Source organism: Pseudomonas sp. St386 (genome assembly GCF_018325865.1).
Lineage (GTDB): Bacteria > Pseudomonadota > Gammaproteobacteria > Pseudomonadales > Pseudomonadaceae > Aquipseudomonas > Aquipseudomonas brassicacearum.
The window spans coordinates 283,510-306,094 of the sequence record NZ_AP021900.1; the positions used below are offsets into that span (position 1 = coordinate 283,510).

At 61.0% G+C, this 22,585-nt stretch carries 13 protein-coding genes; 10 read left to right on the forward strand and 3 right to left on the reverse strand.

Annotated features, from left to right (window positions below; all coding sequences use genetic code 11):
• Positions 1–36 precede the first annotated feature (36 nt).
• Genes KI235_RS01240 through KI235_RS01255 form a run of 4 tightly spaced genes read left to right on the forward strand, consistent with a single transcriptional unit; the run spans position 37 to position 10,570 of the window.
• Complete coding sequence (locus KI235_RS01240) at positions 37–7,275, forward strand: Ig-like domain-containing protein (RefSeq protein WP_212795447.1); 7,239 nt, start codon at positions 37–39, stop codon at positions 7,273–7,275.
• 41 nt (positions 7,276–7,316) lie between these two features.
• Positions 7,317–8,831, forward strand: a complete 1,515-nt coding sequence (locus tag KI235_RS01245; RefSeq protein WP_003196589.1) for a TolC family protein — start codon at positions 7,317–7,319, stop codon at positions 8,829–8,831.
• 12 nt (positions 8,832–8,843) lie between these two features.
• Entirely contained in the window at positions 8,844–9,629 is a 786-nt protein-coding gene (locus KI235_RS01250) for an aspartyl/asparaginyl beta-hydroxylase domain-containing protein (RefSeq protein WP_003196591.1), read from the forward strand.
• Entirely contained in the window at positions 9,617–10,570 is a 954-nt protein-coding gene (locus tag KI235_RS01255; protein ID WP_003196594.1) for a sulfotransferase family protein, read from the forward strand. The genes KI235_RS01250 and KI235_RS01255 overlap by 13 nt, the downstream gene beginning before the upstream one ends.
• A gap of 120 nt (positions 10,571–10,690) precedes the next feature.
• On the opposite strand, the gene KI235_RS01260 is transcribed toward KI235_RS01255, so the two are convergent.
• Together KI235_RS01260 and KI235_RS01265 are read right to left on the reverse strand one after the other, a co-directional pair.
• Positions 10,691–11,452: a slipin family protein gene (locus KI235_RS01260; RefSeq protein ID WP_003196596.1), complete on the reverse strand. Its 762-nt coding sequence runs from the start codon at positions 11,450–11,452 to the stop codon at positions 10,691–10,693.
• A 1-nt stretch (position 11,453) separates the two neighbouring features.
• The gene (locus KI235_RS01265) at positions 11,454–11,978 is read right to left on the reverse strand and encodes an NfeD family protein (RefSeq protein WP_003196597.1); all 525 of its coding nucleotides are present in this window, start codon (positions 11,976–11,978) and stop codon (positions 11,454–11,456) included.
• Positions 11,979–12,126: 148 nt separating this feature from the next.
• Between KI235_RS01265 and KI235_RS01270 the strand changes: the two genes are divergently transcribed.
• The 6 genes from KI235_RS01270 (at position 12,127) to KI235_RS01295 (ending at position 21,065) form a co-directional block, all read left to right on the forward strand.
• Positions 12,127–12,372 (forward strand): DUF2789 domain-containing protein, encoded by a 246-nt coding sequence (locus KI235_RS01270; protein WP_003196599.1) that lies wholly within the window; start codon positions 12,127–12,129, stop codon positions 12,370–12,372.
• 213 nt (positions 12,373–12,585) lie between these two features.
• Positions 12,586–13,167 (forward strand): alpha/beta hydrolase, encoded by a 582-nt coding sequence (locus KI235_RS01275; RefSeq protein ID WP_003196600.1) that lies wholly within the window; start codon positions 12,586–12,588, stop codon positions 13,165–13,167.
• Positions 13,168–13,214: 47 nt separating this feature from the next.
• Positions 13,215–14,138: a sigma 54-interacting transcriptional regulator gene (locus KI235_RS01280; protein ID WP_003196603.1), complete on the forward strand. Its 924-nt coding sequence runs from the start codon at positions 13,215–13,217 to the stop codon at positions 14,136–14,138.
• Between the two features lie 238 nt (positions 14,139–14,376).
• A complete protein-coding gene (locus KI235_RS01285) occupies positions 14,377–15,300 on the forward strand; it encodes a hypothetical protein (RefSeq protein ID WP_212795448.1) in 924 nt (307 codons plus the stop codon).
• A gap of 63 nt (positions 15,301–15,363) precedes the next feature.
• The gene (locus KI235_RS01290; protein ID WP_212795449.1) at positions 15,364–20,103 is read left to right on the forward strand and encodes an RHS repeat-associated core domain-containing protein; all 4,740 of its coding nucleotides are present in this window, start codon (positions 15,364–15,366) and stop codon (positions 20,101–20,103) included.
• 179 nt (positions 20,104–20,282) lie between these two features.
• On the forward strand, positions 20,283–21,065 hold the full coding sequence (locus KI235_RS01295) for a MetQ/NlpA family ABC transporter substrate-binding protein (RefSeq protein WP_003196610.1): 783 nt from the start codon (positions 20,283–20,285) through the stop codon (positions 21,063–21,065).
• 330 nt (positions 21,066–21,395) lie between these two features.
• Here KI235_RS01295 and KI235_RS01300 read toward each other — a convergent pair whose 3' ends face one another.
• On the reverse strand, positions 21,396–22,556 hold the full coding sequence (locus KI235_RS01300; RefSeq protein ID WP_003196612.1) for an AAA family ATPase: 1,161 nt from the start codon (positions 22,554–22,556) through the stop codon (positions 21,396–21,398).
• Positions 22,557–22,585 lie beyond the last annotated feature (29 nt).

Sequence of the window (22,585 nt, forward strand, 5' to 3'; positions counted from 1 at the left end):
TTGCGTGTTCAAGAAGTTCGAGTCCAGGTGATCGTCATGTGGTGGAGTAAAGGCAAATCGCGGGTAACCGAGGGCGCACAGGCCCTGGCATCGCCAATGATCATGTCCCTGGAGCCGCGAATGCTATTCGACGGCGCGGTGGCGGCAACCGTGGCCGACGCTGCTCAACCGGATGCACATCCGACGGCCGATGCGGCCAAGACGCCCACGGCGGACCAGCCGGCCGACACCCATGCACCCCAGGGCCAGGTCGATGCCACCGAGGCTGCCGTGCCGGGCAAGTCTGTGGTGTTCGTCGATTCCCGGGTCAAGGATTCCGCCAGCCTGCTCGAAGGCGTGGCGCCTGGTACCCAGGTCGTGCAACTGGATGCCAGCAAGGACGGCTTGCAACAGATCGCCGATTACCTGGACACCCACCAGGGCATCAGCTCGGTGCAGATCATCGCCCACGGTAACGCTGGTGATTTGTGGCTGGGCAACAGCTACCTGTCGGCGGATAACGTCCAGGCCCGCAGCGAAGTGCTCGCGCAGATCGGCCAGGACATGAATGCCGGTGGCGATATCCTGATCTATGGCTGCTATACCGCCGAAGGCGAACGTGGCTTGAGCCTGGTCGATTCATTGGCGCAGTTGACCGGCCGCGATGTAGCGGCGTCCGACGACCGTACCGGCCTGGGCGGCGACTGGGACCTGGAAATCGCCACCGGCAACATCGAAAGCGCCAACGTGCTCTCGAACTCCGCCATGAGCGAGTACCAATGGGGCCTGGCCACCTGGACCGCCACCAATAACCTCAATTCGGGTATCGGTTCTTTGCGCGCAGCCCTGGGTTCGGCGCAGAACGGTGACATTGTCACGTTCAATACCAGCATGACCGTCGCGCTGACCCAAGTGCTGGTGGTCGATAGAAACGTCACCATCGATGGCGACCTCAACAACGACAACGTCGCCGATGTGACCCTGGATGGGCAATATCGCACCCAGATCATCAACGTGACGTCGGGTACCACCGCCACCCTCGATGGCCTGGTCATTACCCGGGGCATGGTGGCAGGCAACGGTGGTAACGGCGGCGACGATGCGCTGGTGTCCCAGGGCGGCGGCATCTACAACGCCGGCACCTTGACCCTGAGAAACGTCACGGTGACCGCGAACGCCGCTTCGGGCGGCGGCGGTGGCGGTGGTGTAACGCCGCAGTACGCCGGTGGCGGCGGTGGTGGCGGTGGCGCGATCACTGGCGGTACCGGTGGCAAGGGCGGCGACACGCTCAACTCCACGGGCTCCAACGGCACGGCCGGACAAGGGGGCGCGGGCGGCGGCTTCTTCAACATTGGCGGGCGTGGCGGTTCCACCACGGGTGGCGCGGGCGGTGCGGCTTATCCAGGCTACAGCACCGGTTCGGCCGGCGGCACGGCCACCAGCGGAGGCTTGTCCATCGGCGGTGGCGGCGGTGGCGATGGTTATGACGACATCGGCGGCGCTGGCGGCGGCGCGGTGGGGGGTATCTACAACGATACCGGCGCAACCCTGCGGATCATCGGCAACTCGGTCATCTCCAACAACGTCGGTGCCGGCGGTGGTGGTGGTGGCGGCGGGGCTGGCGGTAGCTATCTCCAGGCGGGTGGTGCGGGTGGTGTCGGTGTCGGCGCCATCTGGAACAAAGGCTCGATCCTGATCACGGCTGCCAACTTCGCGGCCCTGGCCGGTAACGTCGGTGGCAGCGGCGTGGGAGGGACAAGCGCTGGCAGCGCTGGCGTTTCGCCGGCGTCGGTGGCCAACGTCTACGGGGATGGCGGCACCATCAACACCAACTATGTGCCGGACGAGACGCCGCCCACCGCGACCGTCGTGGTGGCCAATACCAACCTGAACTCCGGTGGTACGTCGACGGTGACCATCACCTTTTCCGAAGCCGTTACCGGCCTTACCGCAGCGGACCTGACGGTGCAGAACGGCAGCGTCGGCACCTTGACCAGTGGCGACGGTGGCATCACCTGGACTGGTACGTTGACCGCGGCCAGCAACATCGCCGACACCACCAACATCATCACCCTGAACAATACCGGCGTCGCCGACCTGGCCGGCAATGCCGGGGTGGGCACCACCGACTCGAACAATTACATCGTCAATGACACCGTGGCACCCACGGCGTCCATCGTGGTGAGCGACACGGCCCTGAGGATTGGCGAGACCTCCACGGTCACCATCACCTTCTCCGAAGCCGTTTCCGGCTTTACCACGGCCGACATGACGGTGGCCAACGGTACGCTTAGCGGCCTGAGCAGCAGCGACGGTGGCATCACTTGGACGGCCACGCTGACGCCGGATGCGGCGATCACCGATACATCCAATCTCATTGTCCTGAACAATACGGGCGTGGCGGACCTCAATGGCAACGCCGGCGTGGGGACGACCAACTCCAACAACTACGCCATCGACACGCAACGCCCGACCGCCACCATCGTGGTGTCTGACACCGCGCTGCGCGTCGGTGAAACCTCCGTGGTGACCATCACGTTCAGCGAGGCGGTGAGTGGTTTTACTACCGCCGACCTGACGGTCGCCAATGGCACGGTCACCGGCCTGAGCAGCAGCGACGGTGGTATCACCTGGACCGGGACGCTCACACCAAGTGCCAGCGTCAGCGACACCACCAACCTGATCACCCTGGATAACACCGGCATTGCCGACCTGTCCGGGAACGCCGGCAGCGGGACCACCGACTCCAACAACTACGCCATCGACACCGCGCGCCCGACCGCCACCATCGTGGTGGCCGATACCGCGCTGAACATCGGCGAAACCTCGCTGGTGACGATCACCTTCAGCGAGGCGGTGACCGGTTTCGCCCTGGCTGACCTCACCGTTGCCAATGGCTCCTTGAGCGGCCTGAGCAGCAGCGACGGCGGCATCACCTGGACCGCGACGCTCACCCCGAGCGCCAGCACCACCGATGCCACCAACCTGATCATCCTGGCCAATACCGGTGTGGCGGACGCGGCGGGCAACACCGGCAGCGGCACCACCAGTTCCAACAACTATGCCGTCGACACCCAGCGTCCGACCGCGACTATCGTCGTGGCCGACAACGCCTTGAGCGTCGGCGAAACCTCGCTGGTGACCATCACCTTCAACGAAGCGGTGACAGGCTTTACCACCGCCGACCTGACGGTCGCCAACGGTACGATCACCGGCCTGAGCAGCGGCGACGGCGGCATCACCTGGACCGGCACGCTCACGCCAAGTGCCAGCGTCAGCGACACCACCAACCTGGTCACCCTGGATAACACCGGCATTACGGACTCAGCCGGCAACGCTGGCAGCGGGACCACCGATTCCAATAACTACGCCATCGACACCGTGCGTCCGACCGCCACCATCGTGGTCGCCGACACGGCCATCGCCGTTGGCGAAACATCGCTGGTGACGATCACCTTCAGCGAGCCCGTGACGGGTTTCACCCTGGCGGACCTGACCGTCGCCAACGGCAGCCTGAGCGGCCTGAGCACCAGCGACAACATCACTTACACCGCGACCTTCACGCCGAGCGCTGGCATCAGCGATACCACCAACCTGATCACGCTCAATAACACGGGCGTGGTGGACGGTGCAGGCAACGTCGGCAGCGGTACCACCGACTCCAACAACTACGTCGTCGACACGCTGCGCCCGACCGCCACCATCGTGGTTGCCGATACGGCGCTGAGCGTTGGCGAAACGTCGCTGGTCACCATCACCTTCTCCGAAGCGGTGACCGGTTTCGACAATTCGGACCTGAGCGTGGCCAACGGCACGTTGAGTGCCGTCAGCAGCAGTGATGGCGGCATCACCTGGACCGCCACCTTCACGCCAGCCCTCGGGGTCAGCGACACGTCCAACCTCATTGTCCTGAACAACACCGGCGTCAGCGATGCGGCGGGCAACACCGGTACCGGCACCACCAACTCCAACAACTACCAGGTCGACACCAACGTGCCGACGGCGACCATCGTGATTGCCGATACCACATTGAGCATCGGCGAGACGACGTTGGTCACCGTGACGTTCAACTCGGCGGTCAGCGGGTTCGACAACGCGGACTTGACCGTCAGCAACGGTACGCTCAGCACCATGAGCAGCACCGACGGCGGCGTCACCTGGACGGCCACGTTCACGCCGAGCGCGAGCATTTCCGACACCAGCAACGTGATCACCCTGGACAATACCGGCTTGATCAACGCTGCGGGCAACGCCGGCGTGGGCACCACCGACTCCAACAACTATGCTGTCGATACAGTGCGCCCAACCGCGACCATCGTCGTGGCCGACACCGCCATTGCCGCTGGCGAGACCTCGCTGGTGACCATCACCTTCAACGAGGCCGTGACGGCATTCACCAGTGCTGACCTGACGGTCGCCAACGGCGTGATCTCCGGGCTGAGCAGCAGCGATGGTGGCATCACCTGGACTGCGACCTTCACGCCGACCAGTGGCGTCACGGACACCAGCAACGTCATCTCGCTCAACAGCGGCAGCATCGTTGACCTGGCGGGCAACCTCAATGTCGGCGGCACCGACTCCAACAACTACGCGCTGGACACCGAACGTCCGACCGCAACGATCGTGCTGGCCGATGCCAACCTCAGTGTCGGCGAAACCTCGCTGGTGACCATCACCTTCAGCGAGGCGGTGACCGGTTTCACCAACGCTGACCTGAGCGTTGCCAACGGCACGCTGAGTGCCGTCAGCAGCAGCGATGGCGGCCTGACCTGGACTGCGACCTTCACGCCGACCCTCGGTGTGCGGGATACATCCAACCTGATCATCCTGGACAATACCGGCGTGAGTGACGCGGCGGGCAACACCGGAGCCGGCACGACCAACTCGACCAACTACGCGATCGACACGCAGGTGCCGACGGCGACCATCGTGGTGGCCGATACGTCCCTGAGCATCGGTGAAACCAGCCAGGTGACCATCACCTTCAACGAAGCGGTGAGCGGTTTCGACAACAGCGACCTGACCATCAGCAACGGCACGCTGAGCAACGTGTCGTCCTCCGACGGTGGCGTTACCTGGACGGCCACGTTCACACCGAGCGCGAGCATTTCCGATACCAGCAACCTGATCACCCTGGACAATACCGGTGTCGTCAACGTCTCAGGCAACGCTGGCGTCGGCACCACCGATTCGAACAACTACGCCGTCGACACCGTGCGCCCAACGGCGACCATCGTCGTCGCCGACACCGCCATTGCCGCCGGTGAGACCTCGCTGGTGACCATCACCTTCAACGAGGCCGTGACCGGTTTCACCGACGCCGACCTGAGCGTCGCCAACGGTACGCTCAGCGGGTTGAGCAGCAGTGACGGCGGCATCACCTGGACCGCGACTTTCACTCCGACCAGTGGCGTCACGGACACCAGCAACGTCATCACCCTTGCCAACAGCGGCGTCGCCGACCTGGCGGGCAACGCGGGCAGCGGCACCACTGATTCGAACAACTACAGCGTCGACAGCCAGCGCCCGTCCGCCACTATCGTGCTGAGCGATTCGGTGTTGAAACCGGGTGAAACCGCGCAGGTGACCATCACCTTCAGCGAGGCGGTGACCGGCTTCAGCAACGCTGACCTGAGCGTCGCCAACGGTACTCTGAGCGCCGTCAGCAGCAGCGATGGCGGCCTGACCTGGACCGCAACCTTCACGCCGACCCTGGGCGTGACCGACACCAGCAACCTGATCACCCTGGACAATACCGGCGTGAGCGACGCGGCCGGCAATACCGGGACCGGCACTACCGATTCGGCCAACTATGCAGTCGAGACGCAGGTGCCGACGGCCACGATCGTGGTGGCCGACAGTGCGCTGCGCATAGGAGAAACCTCGCAGGTCACCATTACGTTCTCGGAAGCGGTGAGCGGTTTCGACAACAGCGACCTGACCATCAGCAACGGTACGCTCAGCAATGTGTCGTCCACCGACGGCGGCGTCACCTGGACGGCCACGTTCACGCCGAGCGCCAGCATCACCGACACCAGCAACCTGATCAGCCTGGACACCAGCGGCGTGGTCAACGCCTCGGGCAACAGCGGTGTCGGTGTGGTGGACTCCAACAACTACGCAATCGACACGGTTCGCCCTGGCGCCACCATCACCGTGGGCGATACCACCCTGGGCATTGGCCAGAGCACCACCGTGACCATCAGCTTCACCGAGGCGGTGTCCGGTTTCGACTTGTCGGATCTCAGTGTCGCCAATGGCGTGTTGTCCAACCTTGCCAGCAGTGACGGTGGCCTGACCTGGACCGCGACCCTGACGCCGACTGTGGGCGTCAACGATGCCACCAACCTGATCCTGCTCGATGCCGGCAATGTGCAGGACCTGGCCGGTAACGCCGGCGTGGGCATCGCGATTTCCGCCAACTACGCACTCGACGCCACCCGGCCGACGGCAACCATCGTGGTCGCCGACCCGAATCTGACAGTGGGCGAGACGACCCAGGTGACCTTCACCTTCAGCGAAGCGGTGACGGATTTTGACCTGTCGGACCTCAGCGTCACCAACGGTGAACTGACCAACCTGACCACCAGCGATGGTGGCAAGACCTGGACCGCGACGTTCACACCGACGGTGAACCTCACCGACCCGAGCAATTTCATTGCCCTGGACACCAGCAACGTCAGCGACCAGACGGGCAACGCCGGGGCCAGCGTGGCGGTGTCCAACAACTATGCGATCGACACTGTGGTGCCCAACGATGTGAAGCCGCCGCCGGAGTTCCTGACCACCGATCCGGTCACGGTTATCCCGCCGTCCGAGGTGCCGTTGCAACCGATCGTCTTTACCCCGCCGACCGGCAACCTCGGTTCGCCGCTGGGCTTCCCGCCGCTGTTCGAGCAACGGGACGTGGGCGGTGGCCTGCGGCCGATCGGGGATATTTTCATCAACCATGGTGCGCTTGCGCCGAGCTATATCGCCCAGGTCTTCAGCACTGACGCCGCCGGCGACGGTAGCGGCCAGGGGTTCCTGGGCTTTGGTGGTGGTGATGGCGGGGTGTTCGGCACCAGCACGCTGTCGACCCTGTTCAACCAGGACTCCGGCTCCGAGGGCGAATCAATGGACGCCTTCGACAGCCAGTCGATGCAGGGCGGCGATGTTTCCCAAGGGCTGCGCGGGACGTTCGGGGCGCCGACCCTGGGTCAGCAACTGCAACACCTCAAGGACACTGAACAGCGTCAGGTCGACAGCCTGGCGAGCGCGTTACAACAGGTCGGCATCAGCCAAGTGCAGGCCTGAATTCTAAAAAAATATTGGGGCAGCCAGGGGCAATCCAGGGAATGAATAGAAGTCAGAAGTTATTCGGTATGAGTTTGCTGGCGTTGGTGGTGAGTGGTTGTGCGGTCACCAGCGATCCGATCGAGCGTAGCGTCAGCGAACAGCGCGCTCGAACCGACCTGCAGAATATGTACAAGGATCAGGAGCCGCTCAGCGGCCCGCTGACCCTGCACCAGGCCATGGCCCGGGCAGTGAAGTACAACCTCGAAGGCCGCTTGAAGATCATGGAGGAAGCCCTGGCCAAGCGTCAGTTGGACCTGGCCAGTTTCGACATGCTGCCGCGCATGGCCCTGGACGCCGGTTATGTGGGCCGCAACAACGTCAACGCCTCCAGCAGCCAGAGCGTGGAAACCGGCACCCAGTCCCTGGAGCCGTCGACCTCCCAGGACCGCGACCGCGAGGTGGCGGACCTGACCATGGTCTGGAACGTGCTCGATTTCGGCGTCAGCTACATCAGCGCCAAGCAGGCCGGGGACCAGCGCCTGATCGTGCAGGAGCGCCGGCGCAAGGTGATCAACACCATCGTCCAGGACGTGCGTTCAGCCTACTGGCGCGCCATGGCCGCCGAGCGCCTGCTCAAGCAGATCGACAGCCTGATGGCCCGGGTCGAGACGGCGCGGGACAATAGCCAGAGCATGAGCGAACAGCGCATTGGCGACCCGGTGCAGGCCCTGGGCTACCAGCGCTCGCTGATCCAGGCTACTCGCCAGCTCGAAGAGCAGCGTCGGGCGCTGTCCCTGGCCAAGACCGAACTGGCGACCCTGATCAACTTGCCCTTGGGCACCGAGCTGACCCTGGCGACCCAGGATGAATACGCCATCCCGGAACTCAAGGTCGACCTGGCCCGTCTCGAACAGGAAGCCCTGGCCAGCCGTCCGGAACTGCGCGAGCAGGATTACCAGACCCGCATCACCGCCGCCGAAACCCGCAAGGCCATGCTGCGCCTGCTGCCGGGGCTGGAGTTTTCCGCCGGCGGGCATTACGACAGCAACTCGTTCCTGGTGGAACAGGGCTGGGCCGACTATGGCGTGAAAGTCACCTGGAACCTGTTCAACGTGATTTCCGCCCCGGCGGCCATCGACGTGGCCAAGGCCGGTGAAGAAGTGGCGTCGGCGCGGCGCCAGGCGATGTCGATTGCCGTGTTGGCGCAGTTGTACGTGGCCAATGCCAACTATCGCGAAGCGCTGCGCCAGTTCAAGACCAGCCAGCAACTGGCGGACATCGACGGGCAGATTGTCGGTCAACTGCGCAACCGTCACGAGGCTGCCGGCATTGGCGAGCTGGATCTGATCCAGGGTGAACTGAACACCCTGCAGGCCGATCTGCGCCGGGACCTGGCCTACGCCGACCTGCGCAACGCTTATGGGCAGATCTTCGCCAGCGCCGGTCTGGACCCGCTGCCAAACGAAGTGCAATCGACCGCAGTCCAGTCGATTGCCTCGGCGCTGGCTAATCGTGAAGCAGCCTGGGCCCAAGGCGACATCACGGTGCCGACGACGGCCGCGGTGACTCAATAACCGGGCGCTGGCATGACGCGCCCGGCGTTTTCCCGGCTGCCGGTGGCGGTGAACCTGCCGTTGCTGTTGCAGGCACTGGCCGCCGTTGAAGACGAGCGCTGGCAGGGGCATTTCAACAGTGCCTATTACAGCGGCGACTGGAGCGGGGTGGCGCTGATCTCGGCGGCGGATGCCGTCACCGAGCTGTCGCCCGGGCGCGGTCAGCCCCTGCACCGCGCGCCTTGGTCAACGGATGGCCGTTGGCATGAGGCGTTGCGCGACTGGCCCCTGGAGATCGTCTCGGCCCGGCTGCTGCGGCTCGGGCCCGGCGGGTGCATCCACGAACATCGCGACTATGACCTGGACGGGCCGGACGCCGACCTGCGCCTGCACGTGCCGCTGCTCAGCTCGCCTGGCGTGGACTTCTTCCTGGATGGGCAAATCATTCCGATGACGGCGGGCGAGTGCTGGTTCCTCGACCTGGCGCGACCTCATCGAGTTGTGAATCGAAGCGCTCATTCGCGGGTTCACCTGGTGCTCGATTGTCGTCCTGGGCCTTGGCTGGCACAGCAGATTGCCGATGGGCTGCCCACCACACCCGCTGTGGGCGTCGGGCCAAGCGACTTTGTCCTTTTTCGGCAGCGTGTAGAAACGGATCCCCATCTCGCCCGAACCTTGCAGAACCTGCATGAGCCGGAAGCTTTCATTGACTCCGCGCTGGCGCTGGGGGCCGAACGAGGGCTTCATTTCACCCGGGAGGAGTTGCGGGCTGCGATGCGCACCGGTCGCCAGCAGTGGAGAGACCAATGGAAGACCTGAATCTGCATGGCTGGTTGCCGATCCGCGTATGGCAAGAGGCCGGGCAGTGGCGGGTCGATTGGTGCTGGTTCGGCGACGCGCGACTGTCGCAGCCATTCTTCGGCGACGCCGTGGAAGACGCCCTGCGCTTGCCCTTCAACCAGGCGTTCCGCCGCCAGACACCCTTGGACGTGTTCGGTCAGTGGCAACGACAAAGCCCGGGCCTGGCGCCCAGTGCGTTCATTTTCCATGCCTCCCGCTGCGGCTCGACCTTGATCAGCCAGATGCTTGCCCAATTGGACGATCACATCGTTATCTCGGAACCACCGCCCCTGGATACGTTGCTGCGCAGTGATCTGTCGCCTGCCGAGCAGTGCGTGGCGCTCAAGGGCTTGATGTCCGCCTATGGGCAGCGCCGCCGAGGCGTGGAGCAACGCCTGGTGGTCAAACTCGACGCCTGGAACATCGGTGAGCTGGCGCTGTTGCGTGAGTGTTTCCCCGACACGCCCTGGCTGTTCCTGTACCGCGACCCCTTGGAAATCGCCGTCTCCCACCTGCGGCGTCCCGGCATGCACATGGTGCCGGGGATGATCGGGGCGACGGTCCTGGACGATGGATTGCCGTTCGGCAGCCCGGAAGATTTCATCTCGCGTCGGGTGGGACGGTTGTTGGCGACGGGTTTGGAACACTGTCAGGTATTTGGCGCAATGGCGGTCAACTACACCGAACTGCCCGAGGCGATGACGGGCAGGCTAGCGGCGTTTTTCCGGCTCGATGATGAGCAATGCGGGCAAGTGTTCGCAGCGGTCGGGCAGCACGCCAAGCAGCCGGCGCAAGCGTTTGTAGGCGATAGCGAGGACAAGCGCCGGGAGGCTTCGGCGTTGTTGCGTGAGCGGGTCATGCGCTGGGCGCAGGGGCCCTATGAAGCTCTCGAAACATTGCGCTATGGCGAGGGGTTCTAGCGAAACGCCGCACTTCCCCATTGTGGGAGCAAAGCTTGCTCGCGAAACAGGCGCCTCGATTTCTGAAAGACCGCATCGCCGCCATCGCGGGCCAGCCTTGCTCCCACAGTGGGCAATGCATCAAGCCTTGTTGGGCGACAACTCCGCCATCCCCTTGAGCAATTCAATCGGCAAGGGGAAGACGATGGTGGAGCTTTTATCCCCGGCAATCGAGCCCAGCGTCTGCATGTAGCGCAACTGCATGGCGCCCGGCTGGCGGCCGAGCATTTCGGCGGCCTGCATGAGTTTTTCCGAGGCTTGAAGCTCGCCTTCGGCGTGGATCACCTTGGCCCGGCGTTCCCGCTCGGCCTCGGCTTGGCGGGCGATGGCGCGGATCATCGATTCGTTGAGGTCCACGTGCTTGATCTCGACGTTCGCCACCTTGATGCCCCAGGCGTCGGTCTGGGCGTCGAGCACTTGCTGGATGTCGCCGTTCAATTGCTCGCGCTCGGCCAGCAATTGGTCCAGGTCATGCTTGCCGAGGACCGCGCGCAAGGTGGTCTGGGCCAGTTGGCTGGTGGCCATGAGGAAGTTTTCGACCTGAATGATGGCTTTCTGCGGATCGAGCACGCGGAAATACAGCACCGCGTTGACCTTCACCGAGACGTTGTCGCGGGTGATCACGTCCTGGGGCGGCACGTCGAGGACAATGGTGCGCAGGTCGACGCGGATCATCTGCTGCACCACTGGAATCAGCAGGATCAACCCCGGCCCCTTGACCTGCCAGAACCGTCCGAGCTGGAACACCACTGCCCGTTCATATTCACGCAGGATCCGGAATGTCGAAGCCGCCAACGCGATCAACAGCAACAACAGCATCGTAAAACCGATTTGCATACCCATCTCAGACTCCTTGCGAATCAGCGGGGGCCACTTCCAGCAGCAAACCCTTGCGAGTGATGACACGCACCGCTTGCCCAGGCCGCAGCGGCGTCGCGCTTACCACCTGCCAGCGTTCGCCTTCCAACCGGACCCAGCCATGATGATGATTGCCGGCCTGCAACGCGGTCACCGTCGTGACACTGCCCAACAGCGCGGCATCGCCGCTGAAAGGTCGGCGCGGTCGTGTTTTCAACGCACGGACCAACAGGACGATCAGCAGCAAAGCACTGACCAGGCCCAGGCCGAGCATCAGCGGAACCGGGACTTCGGCGTTGGTCAGGATGACCGCGCCAATCACACACAGGACAATCCCGCCCAGCCCCGCGACGCCGTAATTGGGCAGGGCCGCCTCGAAGACCAGCAAGCCCACGCCAAAGGCGATCAGCCAGAAAGCCATCGGGTCGGTATATGGCAGCGCGAGGCCATCGGCGCCGAATGCAGGCCCGCTGATCGCCAGCAGCGCAACCGTCAACCAGTGAATGTTCACGGGATCCTCCGCAACGTGTATTCGTCGGGACGTTATCCAAAGTCTAGTCGAGTCGAGGGTTGATTGAATTTTGATCAGTCTGGCGGTCGGCGAGGGGCTAGACTGCGGAGAAACACCCCGCCATCTCCATTATGTTCAGGAGGCCCGTATGGAAACCCCAATTCACCCTCTTTCCTCATTATTCAAGCAACTTGGCTTGCCCGATGACGCTCAGGGCATTGATCAATTTATCACCAGCCATTCACCCCTCAAGCCTGGGCTGCACCTGGCCGATGCGTTTTTCTGGAGCGAGGGCCAGCGGCAAATGTTGCGCGACGAGATCCTCGAGGATGCGGACTGGGCGGAAGTGATCGACCAGTTGGATGTGTTGTTGCGCAAGGGGCGTAGCGAGTGAGATCGACGCATTACCTGTGGGAGCGAGCTTGCTCGCGATAGCGAACGGTCGGTCAGCATGGATGTACCAGACATACCGCTATCGTGAGCAAGCTCGCTCCCACAGGTTCGAGTTAATATTCTTTTCAGGTCTTAACAAATAGCTTCTTATTCCTTAAGTAATATAGCTCTCCTCCCTATACTCGTCCGGGAACAGACACGCAGGAGAGCACCCATGCGCAACGAATCGATTCGCTACCTGATTGTGCCGGGCTGGCAAGGATCGCCGGAAAATCATTGGCAAACCCACTGGCAGAACAGCTTGCCCAACAGCGCCCGGGTCGAGCAGGCCGACTGGGTCACGCCCCGGCGTGAAGACTGGGTCGCGGCGCTGGCCGAGGCCGTGGCCGCCGACAGCACGCCAGTGATCCTGATCGCCCATAGCCTGGGTTGCATCACGGTGGCTCATTGGGCCGCCACCGCGCCGGTGCAATTCCTGCGACAAGTCCGTGGGGCGTTGCTGGTGGCGCCGGCGGATGTCGAGCGGCCAGCCTGCGCTCCGGCGCTGCGCAACTTCGCGCCGATTCCCACTGATCTGTTGCCGTTCCCAAGTCAAGTGGTCAGCTCCGACAACGACGCCGCCGTGAGCGCCCCGCGTGCCCTGGAACTGGCGCGCAATTGGGGAGCCGAGGCCGGGATCCTGGCGGGGGCGGGGCATATCAACGTGAAGTCCGGCCACCAGCGCTGGGAGCAGGGTTTCGCTTATCTCTATCGTCTGCAAAACCGCATGGAGCATCACGCCCTGCGTCGCGCCTGAATTTTTAGCGCCCCCCGTCTCCCGGCGGTCTGGGGCGGGAGCCAGCCATGAGTTTGCATGAAACCTTCGGTCAGCCCTTGCTGACCTTTCCCGATGCGGAAAAAAGCCCCCTGAGCATTCGCGCCAAGGCGCTGGTGTTCGTCGACCCCCGTTCACGGCAGTTGCGCCAGGAATTGGAGCAACTGGCACCCCGTGCGATTTCGGTGCTGATACGCGGCGAAACCGGTAGCGGCAAGGAACTGCTGGCCCGGCATATCCATCGCGAAAGCGATCGCGGCGGATTGTTTGTGTCGGTCAACTGCGGCGCTATCAGCCCGACCTACGCCGACGCCGAACTGTTCGGTTATGCCGCCGGCAGCTACAGTGGCTCGGCCAGCAGCCGGGCCGGTTGGTTCGGCTCGGCCAACGGCGGCACCCTTTACCTGGACGAAATCGGCGATTTGCCACTGCCGATCCAGATCAAGTTGCTGGCGGCCCTGGAGAACCACGAAGTCACCCGTGTCGGCGCGCATCAGCCCAGTCCGGTGGATGTCCGCCTGGTTGCGGCCACCAGCATCGACCTGGCGCAAGCAGTGGCCGCCGGGAAATTCCATGAGCGGCTCTATCACTACCTGAGTGAAGGCCGGCTCGAATTGCCCGCCCTGCGTGAGAGAGTGGGCGATATCCTGTCATTGGCCGAGTATTTCCTGGGCATCTACAGCCAACGCCTGGGCCTGACAGTGCCGCTGATCAGCGAAGCGGCGCAACTCGCACTTGAACAGCACAGTTGGCCGGGCAATACCCGCGAACTGGAGAATGTCATTCATTTTGCGTTGTTGGTGAGCACTGGGGATTACATCTTGCCAGAACATCTTAACTTGCCAGCCCTGACGGAACCTTTGGCGGTGGTAAAGCAGATGGCTCTAACGTTAGTCAGGTCCGGCAATCATCAGCAACTGGAGCAGTTGAAAGAGTGGTTTGCTGAACTCTGATTTGTGCATGTGCCCGCCGATTTTATTTAGCCCCGACGGCTGTGCCGTCGGGGCGATTTGTTATGTGAGTATTAAAAGTATTGCCTTGATAATGTTATGTCAGTCGTTAAGTTATATATTTTAATATAAATAATATGTTTGATTTGTCCGCTTGATTTACGGAGGTTTTGTGGCCGTTAATTGAATGGCGCAAGCAGTTTTGACTTGCGAATTCATTAACTAAAGGTCGAGGTTTAAAATGCAGTTTGGAAATGATACGTCTGTCGTGGCAAATGCTCCTGCATGGTTCGAGTTGCAAGAGTTCAAGATTTTTTCAGTGTCGGGTGGTAACCGAGTATATAGGAATGGTCGTCAACAGCTGAAGGTCAGGGTAGTTGTCGCGGTGGCAGATGCGTTCCATAGGAGAGTTCCCCTGACCCAGTCCGAACTTGACTCCATCGTTTTGGTCGATGCATCGAGTGGGTTGCCTTTGTCCAAAAAAAACAGATACGGCCCGGAGGGTACCCATGTATGGGAGTACATGGAGTTCCAAGATAGTCGATTTCGCGAACTGCCTCACAACGGCCCTGTGCCTGGTTCGGTACCGCCGGGACCGTTCGTCTATGTAGTGGATTTTTATGTCAGCAGCACTTCGTATACACCCATTAGAGTGCGGCCGCGAATAACGCGGGCGGACGGCGAGATGTTCCAGTTTGATACGAAAACCGAACTGGCATCTCTTCAATTGTATTCGCTTCCTGTGGCGGTTTATCGGGCAGAACAGTATTCGCTCAATCGCACTTCGGCCCCCTACGCCTCCACCTCGCGTGACATTGAAAAGGTCGAGGTTTTTGTCTTGGAACTGATCATTGATCAGCAGCGAATTGAGTTCGTAACGGGCTTCAATATCGGCACTCATCCGCGGATAGGAAGCTCGGATCGCCGATACACAGGTTATTACCTGGTTGGCTATGGCAATGGCAGGTATATGCGAACAGGCGGGGCTCCGAGGTGGGAGCGACCTGATGCGTTGGGAGGGAGTCGCAGCGAAGAAGGGCAGGTTGCTTTGGTACTTGCCTACGGCAAACACGGGGGGATGTGTGGGTCCGAGACCCTGTATCCAACACGCTTATGGAATTTCAAGATATGTATGGGAATCCTCACCAACTGCGCTTGGAGCTAACCGATGATCCGCTTTTGGTCCGGATTCATCGATAAATAAAAAGACGTTTTCAAGGACGATCCCATGAGTAACTCAACCTCTCCTTCCGGGCAGTTAACTTCGGCTGCCTTCAAGTTTGATAGTTTTGTCCGTTCGGGTGTGGACCCCCGTACCGGTACCTACAGCTGCAGTGTGGCGCTGGACGCGGTGCCGGCTGAGGCAGCCGGCGGCCCGAAGGTCTCACTGACCCTTTCATACGATTGCTTCAATGATAGGAATCTGGGCCTCGGAACCGGCTGGTCTCTTCGTACCTGCAGTTACGATCAACGTCGACGTAAATTGACATTGACGAACGGAGAGACCTATCAGCTATTTATCAGCGGTGGCCAGGTAACTTTCCTTGATAAGAAGCTCGATAACCTACTCGTCACGATACAAGACAATGAAATGCTTATTAAGCACATCGATGGCAGGATTGAAATTCTTTCACGCCCCAGCGCGACCTATAACGAGTGGCTGCTGGAGCGCGAGTATTGGCCCGATGGCAAGGAAACGCTCTACCAGTATCATCTCCTGTCCGGAACGCGACAGTTGGCGACGGTCCATCATCAGCGTCGACGGGTCTTGCATATCGACTATGCCCTGAACAGCCCGGAGCCACCGTCAATTACCGTGTGGCCGGATATTCCCTCCAAGAGGCTTCAGTACCTGCTTGCGCTACGGCTTGGAGAGCTCCAGGGCATCAAGCTGGTTACCGCTGAAAATACCGAGTTGAATTGGAACTTTGGCTATTCCCCGATCAATGGCTTCTTGGTGATGAGCGAAGTTCATCAGCCAAACGGTGCCCAGGAAAGTCTCACGTACAAGAGTCAGGGGCATAGGCTACCCGACGGTGCACCAGTCCCCGACATGCCGTACGTCACCCAATCGGTCATGTTTCCCGGCGGAGACCAGCCGGCGATTATCAATACATACCAGTATTCGCCTAGAAACTTCCTTGGCAATGCCTCAGGTTTTCGCTGGTCCGCTGAGCGTGATGTGCTTTATAGCGTCAGTAGCGATTATCAATACTCCTGCACTCAGATTCAGTGGATCCTTGATAGAAACGGTCGACGCGAATACTCACGAATTATTCGTACCTACAACCGCTTCCATTCGATGATTTCACAAAGGACGATCTGCGGCAGCACGATGCAACTGCGGGAGATCCAATATCACGATGTGCCCGATAAGGCTTTCAGCAATCAGCCTCCACAGTTCCAGATGCAACGCGCCGTGCATGACAGCTTTTTTTTCAACACCAGCGCGACTGAGGATATGGGGCGCAGCAACGTCCGGACGGAGACCACCCGGACGTCTTATGACGTGCATGGAAACCTGTTGGAAAAAACCAGTCCATGCGGTGCCCGGGAGATTTATGAGTACTTCCCGGCACAAGGATGCGTGGATTGTCCACCCAGCCCCATAGGCGTGCCTTGTTTCCTCAAGCGCAAGTCGATACACCCTTCGCCTGATTTCGCCACCGCACCTACCACCGTCGTTCATTACACCTACAGCCAATCGCCCTCACTGCTTGCTGGGCGTCCCTGTGTTCGGCTCGCCAGTGAAACACTCTACGAAGAGGGCATCAGCGAGCCACGGGTGGACTGTCGGTTGAAATACATCAACAACGTTAGTGACGTCTTTCATGGGCGGTTGCAGAGCAAAGTTGAAACGGTAGGTGGCGTGCGGAGCGAATATCGTTACGCCTACCAACATGAAAACGATAACGTTCGCACCGACCAGACCTTTAGCGCCCAAGGACTGAGCCATCTACGACAGGACTGGCATGACGTATGCGGATGGTTGATCAAGAGCAGTGAGGCCGGTGGCTGCGTGGTCAGCATGGAATACGATTCGCTGGGGCAGTTGACCCGTGAAACGGTAATGCCCGACACCGGCCACTCTGCGTTGCGTGAGTTCATCTATCAGTCGGCGCCCGGCGGTCATGCCACCGTCACTGTCAAGGACGCCCGCGGCGGCCTGACAGTGACCCGCAGCGACGGACTGGGTCGCACCCTGAACGTCGAGAAACAGGACGTCGATATGCCCGGCGCGCCGATGCGGGTCGTTTATGAGGCCCGATACGACGGCCTCGGTCGCCTGCAGTCGGATAAACAAATCGATTGGTTCAACGGCGAGCCGAAAACGCTGGAAACGCTTTACGACTACGACCAGTGGGGGCATCAGAACCGTACCAATCGTCGTGGGCAAGTGATCGTTCATGATGAGATCGATCCTGTGGCACGCACTCGTACCCACTGGACGGATGGTGGCGGCAAGACCTGTACATTCCTTAACGCTCTGGAGAAACCAGCGCGCGTCGAACGTATGGATCTGTCAGGCGTTGTGCGGGAGGTCACTGTCTATGACTACGATGGCTTGGGACGGTGTATCAGGCAAATCGCTTCCGACGGTGCGGTTACCCGCTACACATACGATTTGGCTGGCCGTGTGCTGAGTACGACTCTACCGGACGGTACTGTCATCGAGAAAAAGTACGCGCTGCAAAGTCAGGCTGATCACCCCACGCAAATCAGCGCGAACGGCTATGTACTGGGAACTCGTGCCTACGATGGGTTGATGCGCATTACCGACAATCAATGCGGCGGTCGCAGCGAACGAATGAGCTATGCGGGTTCCAGCAGGAACGCTTCGCGCAAGCGCACTCCCGCCGGGAAAGAGCTGCGGTTCACACTTGATCCAATGCTCGATGATTGCATCACCAGCCGCTCCGGCAGCCAGGCATCCGTCGCCACGAAGCATCGGTTTGATCCGCACACCGGCTTGCTTCAGGAAGCGGCCAATTCGCTGGTGCAGCGGCGTATGGAATATGGTCCTTCAGGCCGGCTCAGCCGAGAATCCTGGGTCACTGCGCTTGACCGGTTCGATAGTGAGCAAACCTATTCATTGATGGGTAAGCCGATTGGCCATACCGACGTCAACGGCATGGCCCGCATCTGTCTTTATGATCAAACGGGACGCCTGTCGGGAGTCACACAAGGCCCAGTCAGCGCCTCCGCTCAAGAACGCATCACCGCCACCTATTCGTACGACGCCCAAGGGCTCGTCAAGTGCATCACCGTCACCGATCCTCGATCAGGCCTTTCGATGGTCACCGATCTGGTATACGACGAGTTTGGCCGCGAAATCCTTAGACGTTCCGCCTCCTCGGCCAATGACGTCGTCGAGGTCGCCCAGTCGTTCGGCCCGGGGGATAAGCTCAGCCGGCGTACGCTCAAGTCAAACGGGGTGCTGCGTGTCGAGACGTTTGCCTATGATTTGCGGGGCCGATTGACCCGTTACGCCTGTCAAGGCCCGCAGGCGCCCGTGGACGTACAGGGCAAAATCATCACGTCGCAGGATTACACCTATGACTATCTCGATAATATCCGGCGGGTCGTCACGCGTTTCGCGGGCGGCGAGAACACCGCCACGTACCGATATGACCTGGCTGACAAAACGCAACTGAGTGCTGTTACCCACAGTCATCGCGATTATGTGTCCGCCAATTCGACCTTCCGATATGACGACGACGGCAACTTGCTCAACGACTCATGGGGTCGCCAGCTGACCTACGATGAATTGGGCCGCCTGGAGCGCGTGAGTTCGGCTGACTCAAGGTCGACATTGGCGCGCTATCGGTACGATGCTTCGGACCGGCTTCATGCCGTTGAGTTGACGGGGCAGGAGCCGTATCGCCGGTTCTACCGAGAAGAGCAGTTATCCAGCGAGGTAACGGAAAAGGGCAGTCGCAGCATCGTTCGCGAAGAACGACAGTTGTTGGCGTTGTTGCAGGGGCAAGAGACAGCGTTATTCAGAACCGATGGCTGCGGCAATGTCCTGCAAGCACTTTCTGGCGGCGACAATCCCCATCACGCCTATTCGCCTTATGGCCAACGCCCGGGGGGAGACGGGTTGGGCAGCCTGTTCGGTTTCGGCGGCGAACCGCTGGATCCGGTCACTGGCTGCTACCTGCTTGGCAATGGCTATCGGGCCTACGATCCGGTACTGATGCGATTTCATAGGCCCGACAGTTGGAGTCCTTTTGATGGCGGTGGCCTGAACCCCTATGCCTATTGCCTCGCAGACCCGATCAATCTCAGCGATCCGACCGGTCATATTTCTACCTGGGGCTGGATCAAGATCGGCCTTACTGCTGCTTTCGCGATCGCCTCTGTTGCATTCACCATTGCGACACTTGGCGCATCCGCGCCATTGGTAGGGGTGTCGTTTTCGGCTGCGGCGGCCTTGACGCTGGAGGTGGTGGGAGGCGCGGTATCGATTGCGTCGGTGGTGTTGGAAGAGGCCGCGCCGGACGCCGTTGCCGCTCAAATCCTGAGCTACACCAGCCTTGCCTTGGGCGCCGTCTCCGGCGGGGCTGCGCTGGCCGGCAAATTGCTGGGAAGGGGGACATCGCTAGCCCTGCGCAAAACCGTTGATTCGCTCGGTGACGTGGTGACGCTGGGTCGCAGCAATGTGCGCGCGACACGTGCTGGCGGCTACTCCAAGGCCGCGAGCCCTTTGGTTCGGGAAGGCCAGCGCAACTTCATCGGCCTGCAAGACGATCTCGCCAACGTGCTGACGGCCAAGGATGTAGTCGGCTACGCCAATTACCCGGTTAAAGGCGTCACCTATACAATCGAGAGAGAAAAATACATTGAAAAGGCCAAAGGGTATCTTCGACAGGCGGACGAATGGTTCAGCAATCATGAGCGAGCTGAAGCCCCCGAAGATATTTACGGTGAAGTCAGGAAGCGAGGCTCGGACATCCGATTTGCATGACGAAGGTACCTCCGTATGTTTTTGTTATATGCAATATTGATATATGTCCGTCCATAAAAAATATTTTTAAGGCATAAAAAATATCGGTATCTTCCGCATCACGCCAGCGATAGCACTTAGCTGGCACTCCCTCGTTGGCCGTCGTCCATGACGACAGTGATATTCGATAAGGACACTGCATGAAAAAGGTTCTGTTGTTCACCGCATTGGCGGCAGCCCTGGCCTCGGGCCTGGCCCAGGCCGCGGAAAAACTGGTCGTGGCGGCCACGCCTGTACCCCACGCTGAAATCCTCGAGCTGATCAAGCCAGCCCTGGCCAAGGAAGGCGTGGACCTGGAAATCAAGGTCTTCACCGACTACGTCCAACCCAACGTGCAGGTGGATCAGAAGCGCCTGGACGCCAACTACTTCCAGACCCTGCCGTACCTGACGAACTTCAACGAAGGCAAAGGCACCCATCTGGTGACCGTGATCGGCGTTCACGTCGAACCGTTCGGCGGCTACTCGAAGAAGTACAAAAAGCTGGCTGATCTGCCAAATGGCGCGACCATCGCGTTGCCTAACGAAGGCAGCAACAGCGGCCGTGCGCTGATCCTGCTGCAGAAGGCAGGCCTGATCGAGTTGAAAGACCCGAAAAACGCGTTGGCGACCCCGAAAGACATCGCCAAGAACCCGCACAACTTCAAGTTCAAGGAACTGGAATCGGCCATGCTGCCGCGTGTGCTGGACCAGGTCGACCTGGACCTGATCAACACCAACTATGCCCTGGAAGCGGGTCTCAACCCGGCCAAGGACGCACTGGTGATCGAAGGTGCGGATTCGCCTTACGTCAACTTCCTGGTGGCCCGTCCGGACAACAAGGACAGCCCGGCCATCCAGAAACTGGCCAAGGCCCTGACCAGCCCTGAAGTGAAGGCGTTCATCGAGAAGAAATACAGCGGCGCGGTACTGCCGGCGTTCTGATTCGCGCGGTAAACCTTGTCACGGTTTCAAGCGCCGACGGCTGATACAGCGTCGGCGTGATCGTTCCCCTCAGGCCACCCCGCTCTTCAACGCCCTGCGCAACGCCACCAACAATTTCACTATTTCCTGCGGTTCCAGTCGCTGCGGCACTTTTACGTCAGCCATGTTCTCTTCCTTGTGATGGTTCGGCCGGGTGAAAAACAGTGCTCCCTTGGAGGGGTACTTAAAAATCCGTCTTTCGGCGAAAAGAAAAGTAGTCGTCTTTGTCCTTCGCGGCAAATTCGGGGTGTGGGAGCGAGCTTGCTCGCGATTCGGTTTATCAGGCGCTGGCTAGTCCGGCCAATGCCACGCCGGCTCATCCAACACCCGCTGCCCGACAATCCCGGTCTGCCCAAGCTCCTTTTCCAGCACGATGCAATTGCAACCCTCATCCTGCTCCAGGGCGGCGATCAGGCGCGTGGCGTGGGACACCACCCAGACCTGGCAATTGACTGAAGCCCGGATGATCAGCCGCGCCAAGGCCGGCAACAGATCGGGGTGCAGGCTGGTTTCCGGTTCGTTGAGCACCATCAGCGAGGGCGGTCGTGGTGTGAGCAGGGCGGCCACCAGCAACAGATAGCGCAGGGTCCCGTCCGACAGTTCGGCGGCGGACAACGGGCGCAGCAGGCCATGCTGTTGAAACGCGATAGCGAAACGTCCGCCTTGCAGTTTCTCGATGTGCAGGTGGGCTCCGGGGAACGCGTCTCCGATGGCGGCATGCAAGGCCTCGACGTCACCGATTTCAAGGATGGTCTGCAACGCGGCGGCCAGGTCGCGTCCGTCGTGGTGCAGCACCGGCGTGCGGGTGCCCAGTTGCGGTTGGCGCACCGGGGCGTCGGCATCGCTGCGAAAATGATCGTAGAAGCGCCAGCGACGAATGAACTCGCGCATCTGCAGGACCTCCGGCGAAGTACGCAGGCTGCCGACCTGGTCGAACAGGCTGTCGAAGGTCGGCGTGTGCTGGGCCAGCACATCCCAGGAGCGGCCTTCGCGGGCACGGATCATCGGCCCGTTGCGGTCCACCAGCAGACTGGCCGGCCGAAACACCGGGCCGGCCCAGATGCATTCGCGCTTGATTTCAGGGTCCAGTGAAAATGCTGAAAGACTGGGCTCCGGCAAGCCCAGGGCGATGCAATAGCTGAAGTCTTCCCCAGCGAAGCCCAGGCGCAGGCGCTTGGTGCCCTGGCGCACAATCGCCTGGACCGGCACTTCGCCGTTACGCATGCGCCGGCTGATTTCTTCCGGCCCGGCCCAGAAGGTCGAGTCCAGTCCGCCTTCGCGGGCCAGGGCGTTGACCACTCCGCCCTGGGCTGTCTCTGCCAACAGGCGCAGGGCGCGGTACAGATTGGACTTGCCGCTGCCGTTGGGACCGGTGATCAGGTTCAGCCGACCCAGGGGGATTACCAACTTGTTGATGGAGCGGTAATTGGCCACCGCCAGGGTCTTGAGCATGAGCAGACTCCTGCTGCAGGGGTCCATAG